At 49.3% G+C, this 18,176-nt stretch carries 16 protein-coding genes; 12 read left to right on the forward strand and 4 right to left on the reverse strand.

What is annotated here, in order from left to right; translation table 11 throughout:
* Nucleotides 1-5 precede the first annotated feature (5 nt).
* Both SPK40_RS02990 and SPK40_RS02995 read right to left on the reverse strand, forming a co-directional pair.
* A complete protein-coding gene (locus tag SPK40_RS02990) occupies nt 6-1,874 on the reverse strand; it encodes a methyl-accepting chemotaxis protein (protein WP_248140476.1) in 1,869 nt (622 codons plus the stop codon).
* A 215-nt stretch (nt 1,875-2,089) separates the two neighbouring features.
* Nucleotides 2,090-3,193: a phosphoribosylaminoimidazolesuccinocarboxamide synthase gene (locus tag SPK40_RS02995; RefSeq protein ID WP_330959379.1), complete on the reverse strand. Its 1,104-nt coding sequence runs from the start codon at nt 3,191-3,193 to the stop codon at nt 2,090-2,092.
* Between the two features lie 266 nt (nt 3,194-3,459).
* Here SPK40_RS02995 and SPK40_RS03000 point away from each other — a divergent pair, with 266 nt between their 5' ends.
* The gene (locus tag SPK40_RS03000; RefSeq protein ID WP_330959380.1) at nt 3,460-5,781 is read left to right on the forward strand and encodes an ATP-dependent helicase; all 2,322 of its coding nucleotides are present in this window, start codon (nt 3,460-3,462) and stop codon (nt 5,779-5,781) included.
* Here SPK40_RS03000 and SPK40_RS03005 read toward each other — a convergent pair.
* Nucleotides 5,741-6,304: a TetR/AcrR family transcriptional regulator gene (locus SPK40_RS03005; RefSeq protein WP_330959381.1), complete on the reverse strand. Its 564-nt coding sequence runs from the start codon at nt 6,302-6,304 to the stop codon at nt 5,741-5,743. The genes SPK40_RS03000 and SPK40_RS03005 overlap by 41 nt on opposite strands.
* Before the next feature lie 139 nt (nt 6,305-6,443).
* On the opposite strand from SPK40_RS03005, the gene SPK40_RS03010 reads away from it, so the two are divergent.
* The 8 genes from SPK40_RS03010 (at nt 6,444) to SPK40_RS03045 (ending at nt 11,943) form a co-directional block, all read left to right on the forward strand.
* Nucleotides 6,444-6,680, forward strand: a complete 237-nt coding sequence (locus SPK40_RS03010; RefSeq protein ID WP_248140473.1) for a hypothetical protein — start codon at nt 6,444-6,446, stop codon at nt 6,678-6,680.
* Between the two features lie 250 nt (nt 6,681-6,930).
* Nucleotides 6,931-7,191 carry a hypothetical protein gene (locus SPK40_RS03015; RefSeq protein ID WP_330959382.1) on the forward strand — a complete coding sequence of 87 codons (261 nt, stop codon included), beginning with the start codon at nt 6,931-6,933 and terminating at the stop codon, nt 7,189-7,191.
* A gap of 279 nt (nt 7,192-7,470) precedes the next feature.
* Nucleotides 7,471-8,043 carry an O-methyltransferase gene (locus SPK40_RS03020; protein WP_330959383.1) on the forward strand — a complete coding sequence of 191 codons (573 nt, stop codon included), beginning with the start codon at nt 7,471-7,473 and terminating at the stop codon, nt 8,041-8,043.
* 27 nt (nt 8,044-8,070) lie between these two features.
* Complete coding sequence (locus SPK40_RS03025) at nt 8,071-8,961, forward strand: EamA family transporter (protein ID WP_330959384.1); 891 nt, start codon at nt 8,071-8,073, stop codon at nt 8,959-8,961.
* A 558-nt stretch (nt 8,962-9,519) separates the two neighbouring features.
* A complete protein-coding gene (locus SPK40_RS03030; protein WP_330959385.1) occupies nt 9,520-10,005 on the forward strand; it encodes a tetratricopeptide repeat protein in 486 nt (161 codons plus the stop codon).
* A gap of 710 nt (nt 10,006-10,715) precedes the next feature.
* A complete protein-coding gene (locus SPK40_RS03035) occupies nt 10,716-10,934 on the forward strand; it encodes a DUF7661 family protein (RefSeq protein WP_330959386.1) in 219 nt (72 codons plus the stop codon).
* Between the two features lie 100 nt (nt 10,935-11,034).
* Nucleotides 11,035-11,517 carry a GNAT family N-acetyltransferase gene (locus tag SPK40_RS03040; protein ID WP_330959387.1) on the forward strand — a complete coding sequence of 161 codons (483 nt, stop codon included), beginning with the start codon at nt 11,035-11,037 and terminating at the stop codon, nt 11,515-11,517.
* Nucleotides 11,518-11,541: 24 nt separating this feature from the next.
* Nucleotides 11,542-11,943, forward strand: a complete 402-nt coding sequence (locus SPK40_RS03045; RefSeq protein ID WP_330959388.1) for an ACT domain-containing protein — start codon at nt 11,542-11,544, stop codon at nt 11,941-11,943.
* Between the two features lie 63 nt (nt 11,944-12,006).
* On the opposite strand, the gene SPK40_RS03050 is transcribed toward SPK40_RS03045, so the two are convergent.
* A complete protein-coding gene (locus tag SPK40_RS03050) occupies nt 12,007-12,618 on the reverse strand; it encodes a beta/gamma crystallin domain-containing protein (RefSeq protein WP_248140466.1) in 612 nt (203 codons plus the stop codon).
* A 276-nt stretch (nt 12,619-12,894) separates the two neighbouring features.
* On the opposite strand from SPK40_RS03050, the gene SPK40_RS03055 reads away from it, so the two are divergent.
* From SPK40_RS03055 to SPK40_RS03065, 3 genes are read left to right on the forward strand one after another with little or no spacing between them, the layout of a single operon-like run.
* The gene (locus tag SPK40_RS03055) at nt 12,895-13,560 is read left to right on the forward strand and encodes a TetR/AcrR family transcriptional regulator (protein ID WP_330959389.1); all 666 of its coding nucleotides are present in this window, start codon (nt 12,895-12,897) and stop codon (nt 13,558-13,560) included.
* Nucleotides 13,547-14,953 carry an efflux RND transporter periplasmic adaptor subunit gene (locus SPK40_RS03060; RefSeq protein ID WP_330959390.1) on the forward strand — a complete coding sequence of 469 codons (1,407 nt, stop codon included), beginning with the start codon at nt 13,547-13,549 and terminating at the stop codon, nt 14,951-14,953. The genes SPK40_RS03055 and SPK40_RS03060 overlap by 14 nt, the downstream gene beginning before the upstream one ends.
* Nucleotides 14,950-18,081, forward strand: coding sequence for an efflux RND transporter permease subunit (locus tag SPK40_RS03065; protein WP_330959391.1), 3,132 nt, complete (start codon nt 14,950-14,952; stop codon nt 18,079-18,081). The genes SPK40_RS03060 and SPK40_RS03065 overlap by 4 nt, the downstream gene beginning before the upstream one ends.
* Nucleotides 18,082-18,176: the final 95 nt, after the last annotated feature.

Below are 18,176 nucleotides of genomic sequence, written 5' to 3' on the forward strand. Positions count from 1 at the left end.
ACAGCTTAAACCGTAAACTGTCTCATCAGATCATTCTGCTCTCGAACATTCTGAATCTGCGTTTCCATGGCAACACTGGTTTCACTGGCGGTTTCAGCTACCTGAACCGACAGATCTTTAATGTTGATGGTGTTACCGTTAATGTCTTCAGCGACCAGACTTTGCTCTTCAGCAGCGGAAGCAATTTGTATATTCATATCATTAATTTGCTGAATGGCCTCACGAATGCTTGAAAGAGCATCATCCGCTTCCTGTGCCATAGCCACCGTGCTGCTGGCGGTGTTTTTACTCAGCGCCATTGTGCTGGTTGCTGAGCTCGCGCCCGCCTGAAGCTGTTCAATCATCTGGCGGATTTCAGTGGTCGATTGTTGGGTACGTTGGGCCAGCGTGCGGACTTCGTCGGCAACTACGGCAAAACCACGGCCGGAATCACCCGCCCTTGCTGCTTCAATCGCCGCATTCAGTGCCAGCAGGTTGGTTTGATCGGCGATGTCATTAATGACCTGAAGAATACGCTCAATATTCCCGGTTGCAGACTCCAGTTCTCTGACCACATCAACGGCCTGATCGATTTGATCCGACAGATCGTGAATCGATACGGATGTACGGGAAACGACATTGCTGCCTTGTTGTGCGGCTTCTTCGGCTGCAGAAGCAGCAGACGCGGCGCTTTGTGCGTTGTCAGCGACATTGGCAGAAGTGGAAGCCATTTCATTCATGGCCGTGGCCAGTTGTTCCAGTTGCTGCAGCTGGCGGTTCATGGCTTCTGCGGAACGATTCGCACCCTCTGCGGTGAGTTCCGTGCCTTGCATGATGTCGCGGCTTAAGGTTTGTGAACGGATAATCTGTTGTTGCATCCGTTCTGCAAACTGATTAAAGCTTTGTGCCAAAGTGGCAAATTCTGGTTCAGCATCGGTGTTGAGACGCTGTGTCAGATCAGCCTGACCGGAAGAGATGTTTCTCATGGCCTGGTTAATCACGTCCAGTGGACGCATCAGGCGTTTCACCATCAGGAAAACTGCTACACAGCCAAATGCAATGAACAGCAGTGAATACACAATCGCATTTTGCTTAATTTGGTTCACGGCCGCAAAAGCGATGTCTTTTTTCAGTACAGCACCAATATACAGATTCTGACCATCTACTTTATGGAAGCTGACGTTCACAGATTCGTTATCCAGCTCAGTATCAATGGGTTTGTCTGATACCTTTAATCCCGGATAAGTTTCAGACAGTATTTTACCGTTATTCTTCTTATCCGGGTGGGCAATGATGGTGTCTTTGCCAGATATCAGGAAAAGATAACCTGCATCAAACAGGGAGGCCTGGTTGATGAGGCTGGCCATTTTACTCATGCTGACGTCGAAGAAAATGGCGCCTGCAAATTTACCGCTTTGTTTGATTGGCGCAGCAAAAGAAACCAGAATTTCATTGGTGACTGAATCGCGGTAGGCGGATGTGATGATCATATGCCCGGCGTCTCTGGCCTGTGTATACCAGGGACGTTTGCGAGGATCCCAGCCTGCGGAAGGCTGCCAGCTTGGATCACTGATGATGTAGGAGCCATCTTTCTCGAATCCGACACCAGTCAGTTCAAAAGTGTTTGCTAAAACGGATTGACCGATAACGGTACGAATGTTTTCAGGAGAGAAATTTTGTTCGACAAGGCTGGTTGTCATATTTGCTAATTTGGTACGGCTGGCGATCTCGGTGACCAGCGTTTGATTCACGCCGGAAACGATCTCATTGATGCTGCTGCTGACTAACTTGTTGACATCATCTCTGGTGTGAACGTACTGGATACCTGAAAGTAATACTAAGGCGGCGAACAGTATTGCCGACGAAGTGGCAACGATCTTGTGGCTAAACTTCATTGGGTCCCTCAACTACTGCTTTGAATGTTTTTGTCCTTCTATTGTCGTCCCGCAGCAAAAAAGCCTTAATAGCGAAAATTTGTATTTGTGATGCATGAATGTTTTTTGAGAATCATTTTGTGAGGAATAATACATTTGACGCTAGTGAAGAATATTGTGCGGATTGAAAAGGGCAGCCGAAGCTGCCCTGAAAGTATACAACGAGAGGAATATTGTCAGTCGATCAGGCTATATTCATTGCGCAGGACTGTGATGATTTCTTCTTTGGGATTACCGCCCAGGACAATTTTCTTGCCGGTAATCTTTTCAGCAATACCTGTATAAATGCGGGACACCTGCATCAGTACTTCTTTCGGCAATGCGTTATCACGTGCCAGTGCCTCACGTTCGTTCATACGATCTTTATTCAGCAGAATATCCGGATCCGGGAAGTGGTTCAGCAGTAACTGCCGGAAGTCTTCTTTTGAGTTTTCAACAATCTGACCTTCACGGTAAGCCGGGCCGTCCCAGATACGGGAAGAGTCCGGCGTGCCGACTTCGTCCATATAGATCATTTTTTCTTTACCACTGGCATCGGTGACATAGCCGAATTCGAACTTGGTATCGACAAAAATCTGATCCAGTTGAGCTAGGGCATCACTGATCACGCCAAAACCTTGTTTCAGCAGCGTTTCGTAATGGTCTATGTCTTCAGGTTTGCTGAAGTTGAAGGCTTTGAAATTGTTCAGCAGATCGTTGCGGGTGACATTGACATCATCAACCGCAGGCACACCCGGAATACCGTGCAGGATGCCTTTTGTGGATGGGGTGATCAGTAACTCTGGCAGTTTCTGATCTTTTTGCAGACCATCCGGAACCTCAATGCCGCAAAACTCACGGTCGCCATTGGCATATGCGCGCCACATTGAACCCGTAATATACTGACGACAAATGGCTTCTACTTTGATTGGACGCGCTTTCTGCACTATCCAGACGAAGGGGTGCGGGATATCCAGAATATGGCTGTCTGCCAGACCCTGCTCACGGAACAGGCGGAACCAGTGGTTTGAAATCGCATTCAGGGCGGCACCTTTTCCCGGAACGCCTTTCAGGCCGCCTTCACCGTGCCAGATACAGTCGAATGCAGAAATGCGATCGCTGATGACCATAATTGCCAGCGGGGCATCCGGGCTGACATCATAGCCTTTCTCCTGGATCAGGCGTCGGCTGTCAGCTTCAGTCAGCCAGTAAACGGAGCGTACTTTACCGCTGTGAACCGGCTGGTCGGTACGGATTGGGAGATCATCATTTACAGCGAGAACTTGATCAGCAAGGCTCATGGTGAAGTTCCTATTTCAAGAGTCAATTCGATGAAAATTACTGGCAGGGGGCGAAACCTCCTGTTGGCGAGGCAGATAATAGCAGAAGTCATTTTGCCTTTCAGCAAAAAAGCAAACGTTTGCCTTGGTGTTTTTCTGACTGATGGTTAATCCGGCAATCCCTGAAATTTCAGCAGAAATCGCAAAGACAGAGCAGAGGTTCGTGTATGGGATGAAATTATGGCAAAATCGCGTCCCTTCATCTTTCTGGCCACGGTGTATTCAACATGCATTTTACTTCTGAACAGCAGCGTTTTATTCAGCATGAAGAAGGAAATGCCTTATGTATTGCCGGTGCAGGCACAGGTAAAACAACGACGCTGGTTGGCCTGATTCAGGCACAGCTTCTCAAGCGGCCAGCCCAGGAAATGCTGGTGCTGATGTTCAACAGTGATATCCGGCGTGACTTTCAGCGGAAGCTGGCGCAGGCGGGTGTTGAACAGCCTGTGCCTGTGCATACCTTTCACAGTTTTTGTCTGAGTGTGCTGAACCAGTCCGGTTATCTGGCGGAATCGGGCTTCAGAGTCGATTTCAAACCGGGTGAAAACGATAAAAGTCTGGCAAAGCAGGTGCTGCGACAAATGGCCGGCAAAGAAACGGCTTACAGCAAGCAGCAGCAACTGAAAGAGCCGAAAACGCTGGAATTGCTGCTGAGTTTTGTGGGGCTGGTGAAAGCGCATATGCTGCCACCGGCTGAAGTCTTTGCGATGGCCGGAATTAACAGCGATTACCGTTTTATTCTGCAGGCTTTTCAGGCCTTTGAGCATTTACGGCAGGCACAGCGGTTGCTGTTTTTTGACGACTGGCTGGTCACCGTGGTTGGTCTGCTGGAACAAAATATCAGCCTGAGGGCGCGTTATCAGCATCAGTGCCGGCTTTTGGTTGTGGATGAATTTCAGGACATCAACAATGCACAGTACCGCCTGCTGAAACTGTTACTCGGGGACGGCTGCCAGCTGGTGGCTGTAGGCGATGTGGATCAGTGTATTTACACCTGGCGGGGCAGTGCGCCTCAGTTTATGCTCAACTTTGAGCGAGACTTCGCACCTGCGACTGTCTATACCCTGTCTCAGACCTTTCGTTTCGGGCACAGTCTGGCCTTGGCTGCCAGTCATTTGATTGCGCATAACCAGGCCCGTTTTTCTGATTTTCTGACGGTTCCTTCGGAGGCCGTGTCAGATACGCAGGTCAGCCTGACTGGTTCGCCACGTCAGGTCGGAGAAATTGTGACCGCAATACAGACACACCTTGAGCAAGGCGGCAAGCCGGGCGATGTAGCGATTCTGGTCCGGCGCTGGTCCCAGACGTTGCTGTTTGAACTGGCGTTTCTCAGTAAACAAATTCCATACCAGATGCCAGTGCCGTCTGTCCTGGCCAACAGCAGGGAAGTCCGGTTGCTGATGGAAGTCATGCAGCTTGCTGTGGGACGTTTTGAACAGATGGCTGATCAGGATCGCTCGACGCTGATGTTCAGTCTGATGTCGTTTCCGCATTGTTATGTGCCGAATAAGGAACTGAAACCGCTGTGTGACCAGCTGGCGAAAATGAACAGCAAGGCCTGGACCGGGTTTGCAGAACGTCATGGTCAAGCGAACCCGAATCTCAAACTGGACAATCTGATTGAGCGGCTGGATTTACTGGGGCGTCTGCAACGCAAAGGTAGCCAGAAGGCGTTTGACGTTTTTGAGCAGTATCGCCGGGAAAGCGGGCTGGACAGCTGGATATGGAAAACAGAAGCAACAGCCAGTGAAATCGAAGAAGCGATTGACCGGCTGGATGCGGTTTCAACCGTACTGGAAACGATGGACCAACGGTGTGAAAAAGCGCTGCAATATTTCGAATTTTATTCGGCTCAGTCCAGACAGGTCAGTACGGAGCGAAGCGCACAGCCAGCGCAATCCGAAAGTATCCAGGTGACCACAATTTTCCGGGCAAAAGGATGTGAGTATGACCGGGTCTATCTGCCGTTTTGGGATAAAGATGCGTTCCCTTACCGTAACCCTGCGGCGACAGACATGAAAACAGATCAGGAAGAAGAGCGACGTCTCGCTTATGTGGCACTGACCCGTGCGAAAGATTTTGCCGCTGTGTATTACACAGATACAGAAAAAAAAGGGAAGCGCAATGCCAGCGCTTTTGTCCGGGAAGCGGCGATCGAACTGGCCGGAAGCATCGGTCCGTTGTTGTACCAAGCCGGTGAGTTGCCTGCAGCCGGGACGCCAGTGACAGAAAAATATTATGCGAGAGTGGGGCGGACAGAAGATGCGCCTGCTCCGAAACAGCCAGAGCAAGCCAGGAGTGATACCAGCCGGGTCGCGGTGAACCCGGGTATCGCCGGATACAGTTATCGCTGGGCGATTGAACAGCCGTTACCGGAGAATGCTGAAAAAGTGATTCGTTCACTGGTCAGAACGAAAAATGCCCGATATCTGGACACTGAAATCACCCGTTTGCTGCGAGAACTGGAAAAAGCACAGTCCGGTAAGCAATCTGTGCTTGAAAAACGCCTCATTGCTGTGGCGCATGCGCGTCGTCAGGCGCTTCGCTGAGCTGTAACACCTGCAGTTTTCGTTGTAACTGATGCAGCATGACGGATGCATCAGGCTCAGTTGCGTTCAGCCCGGAAACTAAAGTCATGAAGTAACAATCCATCATCACGGCAGCCATATCCGGGTTGTGGTTCTCTTCCTGAGCAAAAAGCTGATGACGAAAGGCATCCAGCTGCTGCTCAAATTCTTCCTGCTGCCAGATTAATTCTCTGAATAACTCCCGGCTGAAGTCGGCTTCACTGCAGTAAAAAGCGTACAGATGGCTTGCGTAGTGGATGAGCTTGCCTTGCGGGTGGGTATCGGGTTCTTCAGCTTTCGCATTTTTCAAAACCATATCGATTTGTTGCATCAGTCCTGCTTTGAGCAGCGAGAGCTTGGATGGAAAATGGCTGAATACAGTCCCGGCGGCAACGCCAGCCTGTTCCGCAATAAGACGAGTGGTCGTGTCCTGATACCCGGTTTGACGAAACAGCTGCCAGGCTGCCTGTAAAATTTTAAGGCGGGTTTGTTCTCTTTTATTCATCTGTGGCTGTGCCCGGTTAAGATCCTGCTTTTGCCACCATAATAACGCATCGGGAAAAAAGTATCAGTGATACCCTTGAAAATTGAGCGCGCTCAAATTAGCATAAATGAGCGCGCTCAATTTTATTTCAGAGGTACAGATGATGATGAACACAATCTTTTTCTTCAGAGCTATTTTGTTAACGGTACTTCGCTATACCGTATATCTGCCTTTTCTGGCGTTCTATTGTTTTGTTGTGGGGCCTGTCGTGGGGGGAGTCTTATTAGTCGGCGGTGTTGCGTTTGTATCTTTGATCCTTGGCCCGAGCACGGCAGTGACTGAGCTCAGAAAGGCTTATGGTGAATCGGAATCCCGTCCAGCCGCGGTACATCACTAACGAAGAGATGCGCAGCACCTCAGTTTAAAAGTCAGCCATGCGGAAGCATGGCTTTTTTACGGCCCCTGACATTTATGAACCATTCCTTAACGGTCGCTTTTTTATAGGGTTAAAGCGAAAGGAAGGGCTTGTTATGTGGATTCGGTGGTTGCTGATTTTGCAACTCTGCAGTTTTCTCTGTGCTTGTGCGTCATCCAAAATCCATTGGCGTGATATTTCACGCGAAGCAGTTTCAACAAATGAAGATCAGTTGTCGTTATGTTCTCAGCTCTATCAGGATGAGGAACAGATCCAACAGTGCAAGGTCGAAATGTCGGCTTTACTTCGTGCCAGACAGTTATGTCATGCCGACTCAAACCCTGCCTACTGTGTCCGGATGGCTGAATATACATGGCGGCATTATAAAGATCATGTGCTGACGGAAGTGCCTGATATCCGGCATGCGACTAGTTATCCGGTCATGTGCGGTTATCAGGAAAAGTTGGTTGTGCCTTGCGCAAAGGATAACTAATTCAATTAATTTCATCATAAAGTTTAATATCACCGTTCAGTGGGTCGTTACATCTAACTGATACATTCATCTGCCAGTGCAGATAGATGTTGAACGGTATAAGAATGGGCATAAAAGCCCAGTTAGTTGTGATGCTTGGCTGCCTTGTGCAGCCTTTTTTTGTTGCCCGGCCAGCATTGCCCAAACCCTGCACACCTGATATGTTTCTCGCTGCATATCATTTTCATCTGTCGTCAGATGAGATCCACAACTTCATGACTGCGCTTTCAGGGAGGAAGTATGCCGCTATCAGACTTGCTGCATGAGCTCGAAATTTTGGGTGAACAGAATGATGCGAGTGAAACGAACCGAGCCAAAAAACTGCTGAATATCACCCGTGACACAGGTGAGTTTCTGGCTGTCATGGTGAAGGCTTCCAAAGCGGAGCTGGTGCTGGAAATCGGCACTTCAAACGGATATTCCACGCTTTGGCTGGCATCAGCGCTTCCGGCATCCGGCAAAGTTGTGACGGTTGAAAAGCTTGCTGATAAAGCTCAGATGGCAGCCGAGAACTTTGCCCGCGCAGAACTGCAGGATCGCATTGTGCAGGTTCAGGCTGACGCCGGCGAATTTCTTCGTGGCAGCCAGCAGATGTTCGATCTGATTTTTCTGGATGCTGATCGTTCATCATATCTGGCGTATGCAGATGACCTTTTAAGCCGATTGTCTTCAGGCGGGGTACTGGTGTGTGACAATGCCATGTCACACCGGCATGAACTGGAAGACTTTATGGCCTATTTAAGTACCAAAGACACGTTGACGTCTTGCCTGTTACCGGTCGGAAAGGGTGAATTTGTCGTCCACAAAGCCTGATGCTGCTGTTGAATCAAGGAATGAAACATGAAGTCAAAAGATATCGCCACAGCGTTGCTGGTTGTTCTGATTTGGGGCGTGAATTTTTCTGCGATTAAAATCGGTCTGGAAACACTGCCACCCATTTTATTTTCTGCATTACGGTTTGCTGTGGTTGCGTTACCGGCTGTCTTTTTTGTGCCTTTTCCAAAGACATCGGTGTTCAACGTACTTGGCGTCGGGCTGTTTCTCGGTGTATTGAAATTCGGGCTGTTATTTATCGCAATGAAAGCGGATGCATCGGCAGGTTTATCTTCCCTGATTTTGCAGGCGCAGGTATTTTTTACGATTGGCCTGAGCGTGTTGCTCTACAAAGAAGCGATCGGCAAGCATCATGCCATAGGAATCTTGATTGCGAGCACAGGCTTCAGCTTATTTCTGATGGAAAGTGGCGGAAATATCACTGCCCTGGGTCTTGTGATGATCCTTGCGGCTGCCTTCTGCTGGGCAATTGCGAACAGCATTATGAAACGTATGAAAGGGGTGAACCTGTTACATTTTATGGTCTGGGTGAGTCTGGTTCCGCCGGCTCCGTTGCTCGTCATTTCTTACTTCACAGAAACATCTGACCCAATTTCGTTATTACTCGCAGCAAAAACAGAGACCTGGCTGGCAATATCCTATGTCAGTTATATTTCGACCCTCCTGGCGTTTGCTTTATGGGGACACTTACTGAAGAGTTATCCTGCTGCCACAGTCACTCCTTTTGCCTTGCTGATCCCTGTGGTCGGGATGATTACAGCGGCTTTGCTGCTTGGTGAGCGAATGGCAGAATCAGAAATTTTAGGTGCGGGGTTCATTTTTCTCGGTTTGGCTGTGTGTGTCTTGGGAGGCCGGTGGTTCAGGGCTAAGGCTGAAGTAATTCCTGGTGAATCTTAGTGGGGTAAAAGACGGTCAGAAGGGGATGTCGTGGCCTGGAAAATAAAGAGAGTCCGATGAATCTGATATTTGAACGTCAGTATATGTTGCCTGCCTGGATATTCATCTGGATTATTGCATTGATTGTGTTCGCCGATCTGTTTTTTCTTCGTGCGCCACCCAGTACGGTGATGGTTTATTCCGCAATATTGAAGGATTCAGGAAAAGGCATACCTGCGAGTTAGGCATCGTTCAGAATAAGGTCCTGGTAAGAAGAAATGTCGATGCGGGAAATTGTAAAACTGTCCAAAAACAGGATGCCATTCTTTTAGAGCGATCATTGCTTCTTGAACGATGGGTCGATATGCGTGACATGAATAATAAGAAATTGTCTGGTTTTATTCTGGAAAACAGGCTGCTGACAGATATCTTATTTTGTCTGATGGCATTCATATTACCTTTCATGATGAAGATGAAATGGTTTAAGTCTTACCTTCAGACGATGAATGTATGCTTCCTCATTGAAGGGTTTGCGGCGTTTTATTTTCTAATTATCTTTATCAGTTAAAGGAGTTTCAAATGGAAACCATGATTACTCGCGCTGTTTCACTGAGGCGGGAAGGGGAACATCTGGCATCCAGAGCATTACTTTTTACCTTAGTTGAGAACCAATCACCGTACGCTCCACAGGCACATTTGCATATCGCCTGGTCCTATGACAATGAGGGAAAAGAAAAAGAAGCGGTCCTGCATTATGAACTTGCACTGGCAGGAGAATTGAGTGGTTCGGATCGATTCGAAGCATTGTTTGGATTAGCCTGTACTCATCGTTGTTTGGGAAATTATGACGATGCACTGGATTATTTTAAGCAAGTTATTGCAGAGTATCCTGATGCGGATGAAATAAAACCATTCTATGCGATGTGTTTGTATCATTTAGGCAGACATAAAGAAGCGATGGAAATTGTACTGAGGTTACTTGTCGAAAAAACAAACAGTCCTTCCATTAAGAAATATGAGCAGACAATTCTGAGGTATGCGTCTGATCTGAATAGGAAATGGTAAGTTATTATTGAATGATATTCCTATTTGCATCATATGAATGGACAGAGAATAATTGCCAAAACTGATGAGAATCATGTATCCTTTTGCTTCCTGATGAAAGAGACATATAAACTGACGGATAAATCAGTTCAGTCAGCAGGAATTGGATGCAGTATATTTCATACAGATTGTGGTGTGCATTCAGAAGCTTTCAAGACGTATTTGTACTGTCATAAACCAATGCTAGGATGCTGCAATTCGTTTATGGCTGTCAGGAAAGCAAACAGGCTTTCATTGTGTTTTGGTGTGGTACAACTTATCGATACAACGGGTTGATGTCTGTCTGACAATGACCGGTTTCGTTAACTCTTCGTGCATTTTACGCCAATCTGAACAGAAGCCCTGTGTTTCATTCGTGATCGTGACGAAATTTTGACGTATTTTTGCGTTTATTTTTCGCCATATCGTGATCGATTGAATACGCTTAAGTTAATGGCTTGGTGACACCACGTCGCCAACCGCCGGAATTATAATAAGAAACTGAACTATGGTTCCTTGAGTGCGGGGCTGCAAAGCCCCGAATTTTTTTGGTTTCACCTCTCAGAACATCTTCTTTCTTCACGCCTTCCGAGCGAAAGTGGAAACACTTAGATAACCCTGTGATTGCCCCTGCCTGAAAAGCTGTTATGTTGTTTCAACAGAGACTGACATGACCCGGGAGGAATGGAATCATGATGTTCATCAAATTTAATGTCTTTGGTCATCTGATGTCGGTTCAGCGCAAGGATGGGGAATGGTTGCTCTTCATGGAATCCGAGACTTCTCTGAGAGCCCGGGTTTATGATGTGGTCATTCCTTCAGATTTGCAGGAGTCAGAGCTGGCAGGTTATCTGGCTGATATTTATCATGAACAGGTCTCAGCTCAATATCCGGATGTTCAAAAATACTGAGCGTCACACAGTTCCAGCTGATGCTCAGCGTCACAGCGCAAACTAAATTGTATTTACCGAAATAGACACGCTTTTCTTCAGGCAATCAAAAGGAATCAGAATGCTTTTCCGAGAAATGACCTCTTCAGACTTCCAGCAATTCTGGCCCACGTTTCAGACCATCATTCAGGAACAGGAAACTTACGCGTTTGAGCCGCAAATGAATGCATCTCAGGCTTATGCATTGTGGTGTGAACAACCGCTGAGAACTTTTGTCTGCGAACAGGATGGTATGCTGCTGGGCTCTTACTACCTGAAAGCGAACGCGATGGGGCCGGGTGATCATGTCTGTAATTGCGGTTATATGGTGACTTCAGAGGCGCGTGGTCGGGGTGTGGCAAAAGCCATGTGTGAACATTCTCAGCAAATAGCGGTTTCGCTTGGATTCCGGGCCATGCAGTTTAATTCCGTGGTGTCGACAAATGAAGCCGCGGTCGCTTTATGGCAGAAACTGGGATATCAGATTGTCGGGACGATTCCTGGTGCCTACCGGCACCGGACTTTGGGATATGTCGATACGTTTGTCATGTATAAATCACTGTAATCAAAAGATGAAATGGAGAGAAAAATGTCAGGGATGACGGATTTACAAGCCTTACTTCGTTCAATGTCGCCACAATTGCGCCCGGAAGCCTATGTGTTTTGCAGTGTGAAAGGGGGTGTGGCTGAATATCTGGCGCTTTCGCCGATTGCAACGTTCAGAGAGCAGGAAGGACTGACGCTGGTTGTCACAGAGTCAGCCGCCGAGGCTATCGGGGCAGTCTCTGATACGACGTTTCGCTGTATTACTTTAACGGTACATTCCAGCCTGGAAGCCGTCGGACTGACAGCTGCTGTGTCCACCGCTTTGGCTGAGCACGGAATCAGTGCGAATGTGATTGCAGCGTATTACCACGATCATATATTTGTCCCTGCCGACAAAGCAGACAAGGCCGTGGCGGTCCTCACGGCTCTGGCTAATCAATGTTGATCGCAGGATAAGCATTTGATTTTGTGCCTCGACACTTGCTGCTGAGGCACAGGAAGCTATGTTTTATCGGCTGGTCAGCGTGAAGTCGAACTTCGTATTATCCATTCGTTTTACTGTCAGATTCGATGGGAAGGTTTCTGCTGGTGTGATGATCTCAACAATGCCATTGTGCGGATTGTACTGGAAATACATCGAACCATTGGCAATATATTCTCCGGTTGTCATGTCCCGAATATAAATGGCGCAAGTGACGATATCGCTATTCTCAGTGACTGGCAATAAACTATATTCCTGATCACCAGACCAGATTTGTGCATCACCGATATCATGCGCATTAAATGTCATCAGGAACTGACGAGGCTCACCCCCGGTCACATCAATCAACCGCATACTGATTGCAAAATGAGTATCTACTTCAGTCACCTGGAACTTTGAAAGTCCGCCCATTTCTTTAAGGCTTGGGTAATTGCCATAGGTGTAGCTGTTGAAAAAGCCTGAACCATCAGAGTGCTGGTAGCAGTTGACTTTCACCGGGTTAATGACTTTTAAAGATAAATATTTATCATTGAAGTTGTCACCATCGTGAAACGTCACATCATCTCCGAGCGAATAGTATTCAGGGGTACCCCCAAAGTTTTCTTCGCGATAAAAAGCCAAATCCGTTGTTTTGTTCATTTGTCCACCATTTATTGTCATTGTTATAAATAAAAGCCAACCCCAAATGTCAGCAAAAATAAAAATAGACGGGCAATTTTATTATGCAAATCACGAGTAATGATTTCAGATTCAGGTTTTGCCAGCCGGTGTTCGCTGTATGTGTCACCCGGACAAGGTGAACGTTGTCTGTATCTTCATCTGAATTTTTGATCTGTGTTCAGTTTTCAGGCATTGCAAAGTAGACAGATTCCTCTTATTTTTTAGTTGATCACTTGATTAATGAATTGAAGGCTTATGTCCAGAGGAAGACCAAAGGATCCGGAAAAGCAGGCACAGATGATGGCGGCACTGCTTGATGCTGCCGAACGTTTGCTGAACAGAAAATCATATAAATCCATCACCATACGCGAACTGGCGGCTGAAGCCGGGACGCAATCTGCAATGATCAGTTATTACTTCGGCAACAAAGAAGGGCTGTTTCTTGCGTTACTGGATCGTACCGGCGATATGCGTCAACGCAGGCTTCAGCAGGTGGCTGGCTTACTCGGCACGGAGCCGGAACGGGTACTGCCTGTGCTGGTGTCGACGATATCAGACATCATGACGGAAGAGCCATGGCTCATCAATCTGGTGAAAGATGAAGTGCTGGCCAGTGAGGGGCGGCTGAGAGAGCATTTTGTAAAAACATTCCCTGTCCGTATCGGCCATGCGTTGCTGACCATGTTTTCGGTCTTGCAGCAAAAAGGCATTTTACGGGCAGAGATTAATCCTCGTTTTGCCACTGCTTCCATGATCAGCCTGATGGCGTTCCCCATGATTGCAGAACCTTTGATTCAAGGTGTTCTGGGTGTGGATCGTCAGGTGTTACGTTCAGATGCATGGAAACAGCATTTAACCCTGTTATTGACCCAGGGGCTTGGCTACTTCCCGGCGCAAGGAGACTCCGATGAAATCCGCTAAAATTCGTCAGTTACTGAAAACGAAAGCTGTTGCGCCGCTGTTTATCGGTTGTGCCGTGATTGTCATGGTGACGCTCGTGATTACCCGGCCCCCGGTGAAGCATCAGGCGGTCGAGGTTTCGCCAACCGCAGTGTCTTACATTGAAGCGACGCCGTCACTTGTGCGTCCTCGTCTGACCGGACACGGTTTTATCGAACCTTCTGTGAAAGTCAAAGCGATTGCTGAAGTCTCGGGTAGGGTCAGCAGGGTTTCACCTTTGCTGAAGCAGGGCAGTCTGGTGAATCAGGGCGAAGTCCTGGTTGAACTGGATCAGGCCGATTACCTGCTGGCGTTGAGCCAGGCAGAAGCTGAGTTTGCCATTGCGAAGGCCAACCTGGCTGAGCTGGCACAGACAGACAAGACTCTGAAACGCCGTCAGACACTGATTCTGGATACGATGAAAGTTGCCAGACGGGAACTGGACAGAAAGCAAACGCTGAACCAGCGTGGTGCTCAGTCGGCTTCTCAGGTCGATGGTGAGCGTCAGAAGCTAATTCAGCTGCAGCAGGAACAGGCGTTGCTGGAAAATGAGCTGGCTGTCCTGCCAGCTAATCGCGAGGTCTTGATCGCCAGACAGACGGTTGCGGAAACTCAGGTGGCGCAGGCACAGCGAAACCTGGCACGAACCCGGATTGTCATGCCGTTCACCGGCCGGGTGACAGCGGTACAGGCGGAGCAGGCGCAGTTCATGCAGACCGGACAAGTTTTATTTGAAGCCAGCGGTATTGACCGAATGGAAGTTACGGCACAGTTTCCTGTTGCGAAGCTGAAACCTTTTTTTCAAACCCTTTTTAGCGACAGAACACAATCGGTGAATGTGACGGATGCCCGTGTGTTCGGCACTTTGATTGCCCAGATGGGAATCGAGGCCGAGATTCGGGTACCCGGCTTTTCTGAATCGTCCTGGACCGGCCACATTGTCAGTCTGGGAGAATCTCTGGACCCACAGTCGCATACGCTGGGCATTCGGCTGGCAATTGATCAGCCTTATCAGGATCTGACGCCGGGCAGTAAGCCACCTTTGCTGGATGGGATGCCGGTTGTCGCCAGCCTGGTCGGGACAGAAATCCGCGCACTGATCATTCCGCGTCATGCGTTGCATGAGGGATATTTGCTGATTGCAGATCAAGACTCAAAGCTGCGCCGGTTACCGGCCTCGCCAGATTTGACCATGCAGGATCTGGCATTATTCAGCCCGGATGCGATTCCGGCTGGTACGCCAGTAATCACCAGTGATCTCTTGCCCGCGATGGCGGGAATGCCTCTGGTCCTGCAGCAGGACGTGGCGTTGCAGCAACGTCTGTCTTCATCCTCAACTGAGCTGGTGAAAACGGATGGGGAGGGCAGACCATGATCCGGTTTTTTGCTGGTCACCCGACGGCAGCCAACTTGCTGATGGCGCTGTTTATTCTGGCGGGCCTGTATTATTTACCAACCCTGCAGAGGGAAACTTTCCCGAAGATTGATACCGATACGGTTCGTGTGACGGTGCCTTATCCCGGTGCTGGTCCGCGAGAGGTGGAAAATGGCATCTGCCGTCCGCTGGAAGAGGCCACCGAAGCCATTGTTGCCATGGACGAAGTGCAGTGTGAATCCCGGAACAGTCTGGCGATGATGACACTGACGATGGCGGAAGGTGAAGATTTCAAAGCATTTCAGGATGATATTCGTTCGGCTGTGGATGGTATCGACAGTTTTCCGGACGAAGCAGACACACCTGTGATTGAAGAAATGGGCCGGACGAGTCCGGTCGTCACCGTGGCTGTGACAGCCGATCAGCTGACGCGGCCAGAACTCAAAGCATTGGCTGAGCAGCTGAAAGAGAAAATGCTGAGACAACCAGGGATTCCACTGGTTCGGATTGAAGGCTTTTCCACCCGGCAGTTGCGTGTGTCACTGGATCCTGAGCAACTGAGGTTTTACGGACTGTCACTGGAATCAATCAGCGCGAGCATTGCATCTCAGAATATCAATCTGCCGCTGGGGGATCTGGAGACCCGTCATCAGACGTATGATCTCAGTGTGGACGACCAGCGTGTGACGGTGGATGGTTTATCACGTTTGCAGATCCTCAGTGGGCAAACCGGCAGTCAGGTCCAGCTGGGAGACATCGCGACAATCGAAGAAACTTTCAGTCATCCGGAAGACTTTGCGCTGTTTAACGGGAATCCGGCCGCGTTGCTGAATGTCTCGAAAAATACCAGTGATGACAGTCTGGATGTGCTGGCTGCGGTTGAAGCATTTCTTGCCACTGAACGCCAGCAATTGCCGGACAGCGTGCAGCTGACGCTGACTAAGGACAACACTTCCATTGTGGTTGATCGTCTGACAATGCTGATCGATAACGCCTGGCAGGGGCTTGTGCTGGTGTTCTTCAGCCTGCTGCTGTTTTTCAACCTGCGGTATACCCTCTGGGTCGTCGCCGGGCTGCCGGTCAGCTTTCTGGCAAGCTTTTTCTTTTTGTCGGCGCTGGGGATCACGCTCAATATGATGAGCATCGTTGCACTGCTGCTGGCACTGGGCATTCTGATGGATGATGCCATTGTGATTGCCGAGAGTATTGCTGCGCAGTCCCGGCAGGGGAAATCGCCACTGGCTGCGGTCACCGAAGGCGTTTCCATGGTTGCCCGGGGCGTGCTGTCGTCTTTTTTAACCACGGTTCTGATTTTCGGAGCGCTGCTGTCGATTGAGGGTGATATCGGGCAGATCCTGCGGGTGGTCCCGTCTGTGTTACTGATTGTGATTACGGTCAGTCTGATTGAAGCATTTCTGATTTTGCCCAGTCATTTACATCATACGTTGACGCATGAAAAGCAGCAGACACACAACTGGTTCAGGCAAGCGGTCGATCGGGGTTTCAGCCGTTTGCAGCTTGCTACGGGTGAAGCTGTTCACAAGGCGATGCAGTATCGTTATGCAGTGATTGGCGGCAGTATTGCGTTATTCATTTTGTCCGTTGCAATGCTCGCCAGTGGTGACCTCAAGTTTCAGGCGCTGCCGGAGATGGATGGCGATGTGCTGGAAGCAAGGCTGATCCTGCCTGCCGGTTCGCGGCTGGAAGAGACGGAATCTGCCGTCGACACCGTGCTTGGTGCGTTGACTCAGGCCAGCGAGTCGTTGAATCAGCAGGAAGCTGCGCCTCTGGTACAGGCAGTGACCGTGAGTTTCAACAAGAATGTGGATGCTTTCGAAACCGGAGCTCATCTGGCAACCATCAGTGTCGATCTGCTTACCGCTGAGCGGCGCAAGACGGATGTCGATACCCTGACTGCCGAATGGATGGCAGCGTTACCGCCAATGCCTGAGGTGACGAAAGTCATTTTCACCGAACCTGCGATTGGTCCGGCAGGCCGGGCCATCGAACTGCGCCTGCAGGGACGCGATGCCGCTGTTTTATCGGAGGCTTCATTTGCTCTGCAGCAATGGCTTCAGGGGTATGACGGGGTTTATAACGTTTTTGATGATTTAAGGGCCGGACGTCCGGAGCTGCGTCTGACACTTAAACCGGAAGCCCTGGCGGCCGGGGTGAAGGCTGCGCAGGTCGCAAGACAGTTAAGGCAGGCCTTTCATGGTGAGGAAGTGGACCAGGTTTATCAGGGACTGGATGAGGTTGAAATCAATGTTCAACTGGATACCCGGCAATCGGCCAGTCTGGAAACGCTGGAATATTTCCCCATCATTCACCCGGTCACAGGCACACGGATACCGCTTGCAAGTATCGCAGACATCCATTTTGAACGGGATTATTCACGCATCAACCGAATTAATGGTCAGCAGACTGCCACAGTTTTCGGTGCCGTCCATACACAGCACACCAACGCACAAGCCGTTGTCACCGATACATTCGCAAGATTTCTGCCTGAATTGCAGGCCCGGTTTCCCGGGTTAACGATGACGGCGGAAGGTGAAATGAAAAACAGCAGGGTGACCCAGATATCATTACGTTCTGGTTTTCTGGCCGGATTGGTCGGGATATTTGTTTTGCTGAGCATACAGTTCAGAAGCTATGCCGAGCCTTTGATTGTCATGCTGGCGATTCCATTGTCACTGATTGGTGTGATCGGCGGACACATGCTGATGGGTTACCCGCTGACCATGCCAAGCATGGTGGGCTATGTGTCGCTGGCCGGGATTGTGGTGAACAATGCCATATTGCTTGTTGAATTCGTAAAAGCGAATGCCGGTGAGGGACTGACACTGCACGACGCCGCAAGAAAGGCCAGTGAGGAACGGCTCAGGGCAATGTTGCTGACCTCGACAACCACCATCGCAGGTATGCTGCCGTTGCTCTTTGAGACCAGCCTGCAGGCGCAGGTCATGATCCCGCTGGTGATCAGTATTACCTTTGGATTGCTGGCATCCAGTGTCCTGGTATTGTTTGTCGTTCCTTGTCTGTACGGCGTGCTGGAAGATATTCGGGAACATCAGGCAGCTCGTCGTCTTTCTTCCGGCATGATGGCGGCGTCATCTCACACAAACTGACCCAATTGCACCAGAAGTGGTACAGATAGCGGTATAACTCATTGATAAACTGTGTCTTCAGACACAGTTTTTTCCTTGGACTCAAGCAATGCGCA

The sequence above is a fragment of the Photobacterium sp. 53610 genome (assembly GCF_036409375.1).
Lineage (GTDB): Bacteria > Pseudomonadota > Gammaproteobacteria > Enterobacterales > Vibrionaceae > Photobacterium.

Excerpts from the sequence above, each read along its gene's own strand:
- SPK40_RS03020 (WP_330959383.1), top strand. The coding sequence starts at position 7,471 with ATGCCGCTATCAGACTTGCTGCATGAGCTCGAAATTTTGGGTGAACAG.
- SPK40_RS02990 (WP_248140476.1), bottom strand. The coding sequence starts at position 1,874 with ATGAAGTTTAGCCACAAGATCGTTGCCACTTCGTCGGCAATACTGTTC.
- SPK40_RS03035 (WP_330959386.1), top strand. The coding sequence starts at position 10,716 with ATGATGTTCATCAAATTTAATGTCTTTGGTCATCTGATGTCGGTTCAG.
- SPK40_RS03010 (WP_248140473.1), top strand. The coding sequence starts at position 6,444 with ATGATGATGAACACAATCTTTTTCTTCAGAGCTATTTTGTTAACGGTA.
- SPK40_RS03060 (WP_330959390.1), top strand. The coding sequence starts at position 13,547 with ATGAAATCCGCTAAAATTCGTCAGTTACTGAAAACGAAAGCTGTTGCG.
- SPK40_RS02995 (WP_330959379.1), bottom strand. The coding sequence starts at position 3,193 with ATGAGCCTTGCTGATCAAGTTCTCGCTGTAAATGATGATCTCCCAATC.
- SPK40_RS03040 (WP_330959387.1), top strand. The coding sequence starts at position 11,035 with ATGCTTTTCCGAGAAATGACCTCTTCAGACTTCCAGCAATTCTGGCCC.
- SPK40_RS03045 (WP_330959388.1), top strand. The coding sequence starts at position 11,542 with ATGTCAGGGATGACGGATTTACAAGCCTTACTTCGTTCAATGTCGCCA.
- SPK40_RS03050 (WP_248140466.1), bottom strand. The coding sequence starts at position 12,618 with ATGAACAAAACAACGGATTTGGCTTTTTATCGCGAAGAAAACTTTGGG.
- SPK40_RS03055 (WP_330959389.1), top strand. The coding sequence starts at position 12,895 with ATGTCCAGAGGAAGACCAAAGGATCCGGAAAAGCAGGCACAGATGATG.
- SPK40_RS03000 (WP_330959380.1), top strand. The coding sequence starts at position 3,460 with ATGCATTTTACTTCTGAACAGCAGCGTTTTATTCAGCATGAAGAAGGA.
- SPK40_RS03030 (WP_330959385.1), top strand. The coding sequence starts at position 9,520 with ATGGAAACCATGATTACTCGCGCTGTTTCACTGAGGCGGGAAGGGGAA.
- SPK40_RS03025 (WP_330959384.1), top strand. The coding sequence starts at position 8,071 with ATGAAGTCAAAAGATATCGCCACAGCGTTGCTGGTTGTTCTGATTTGG.
- SPK40_RS03005 (WP_330959381.1), bottom strand. The coding sequence starts at position 6,304 with ATGAATAAAAGAGAACAAACCCGCCTTAAAATTTTACAGGCAGCCTGG.
- SPK40_RS03065 (WP_330959391.1), top strand. The coding sequence starts at position 14,950 with ATGATCCGGTTTTTTGCTGGTCACCCGACGGCAGCCAACTTGCTGATG.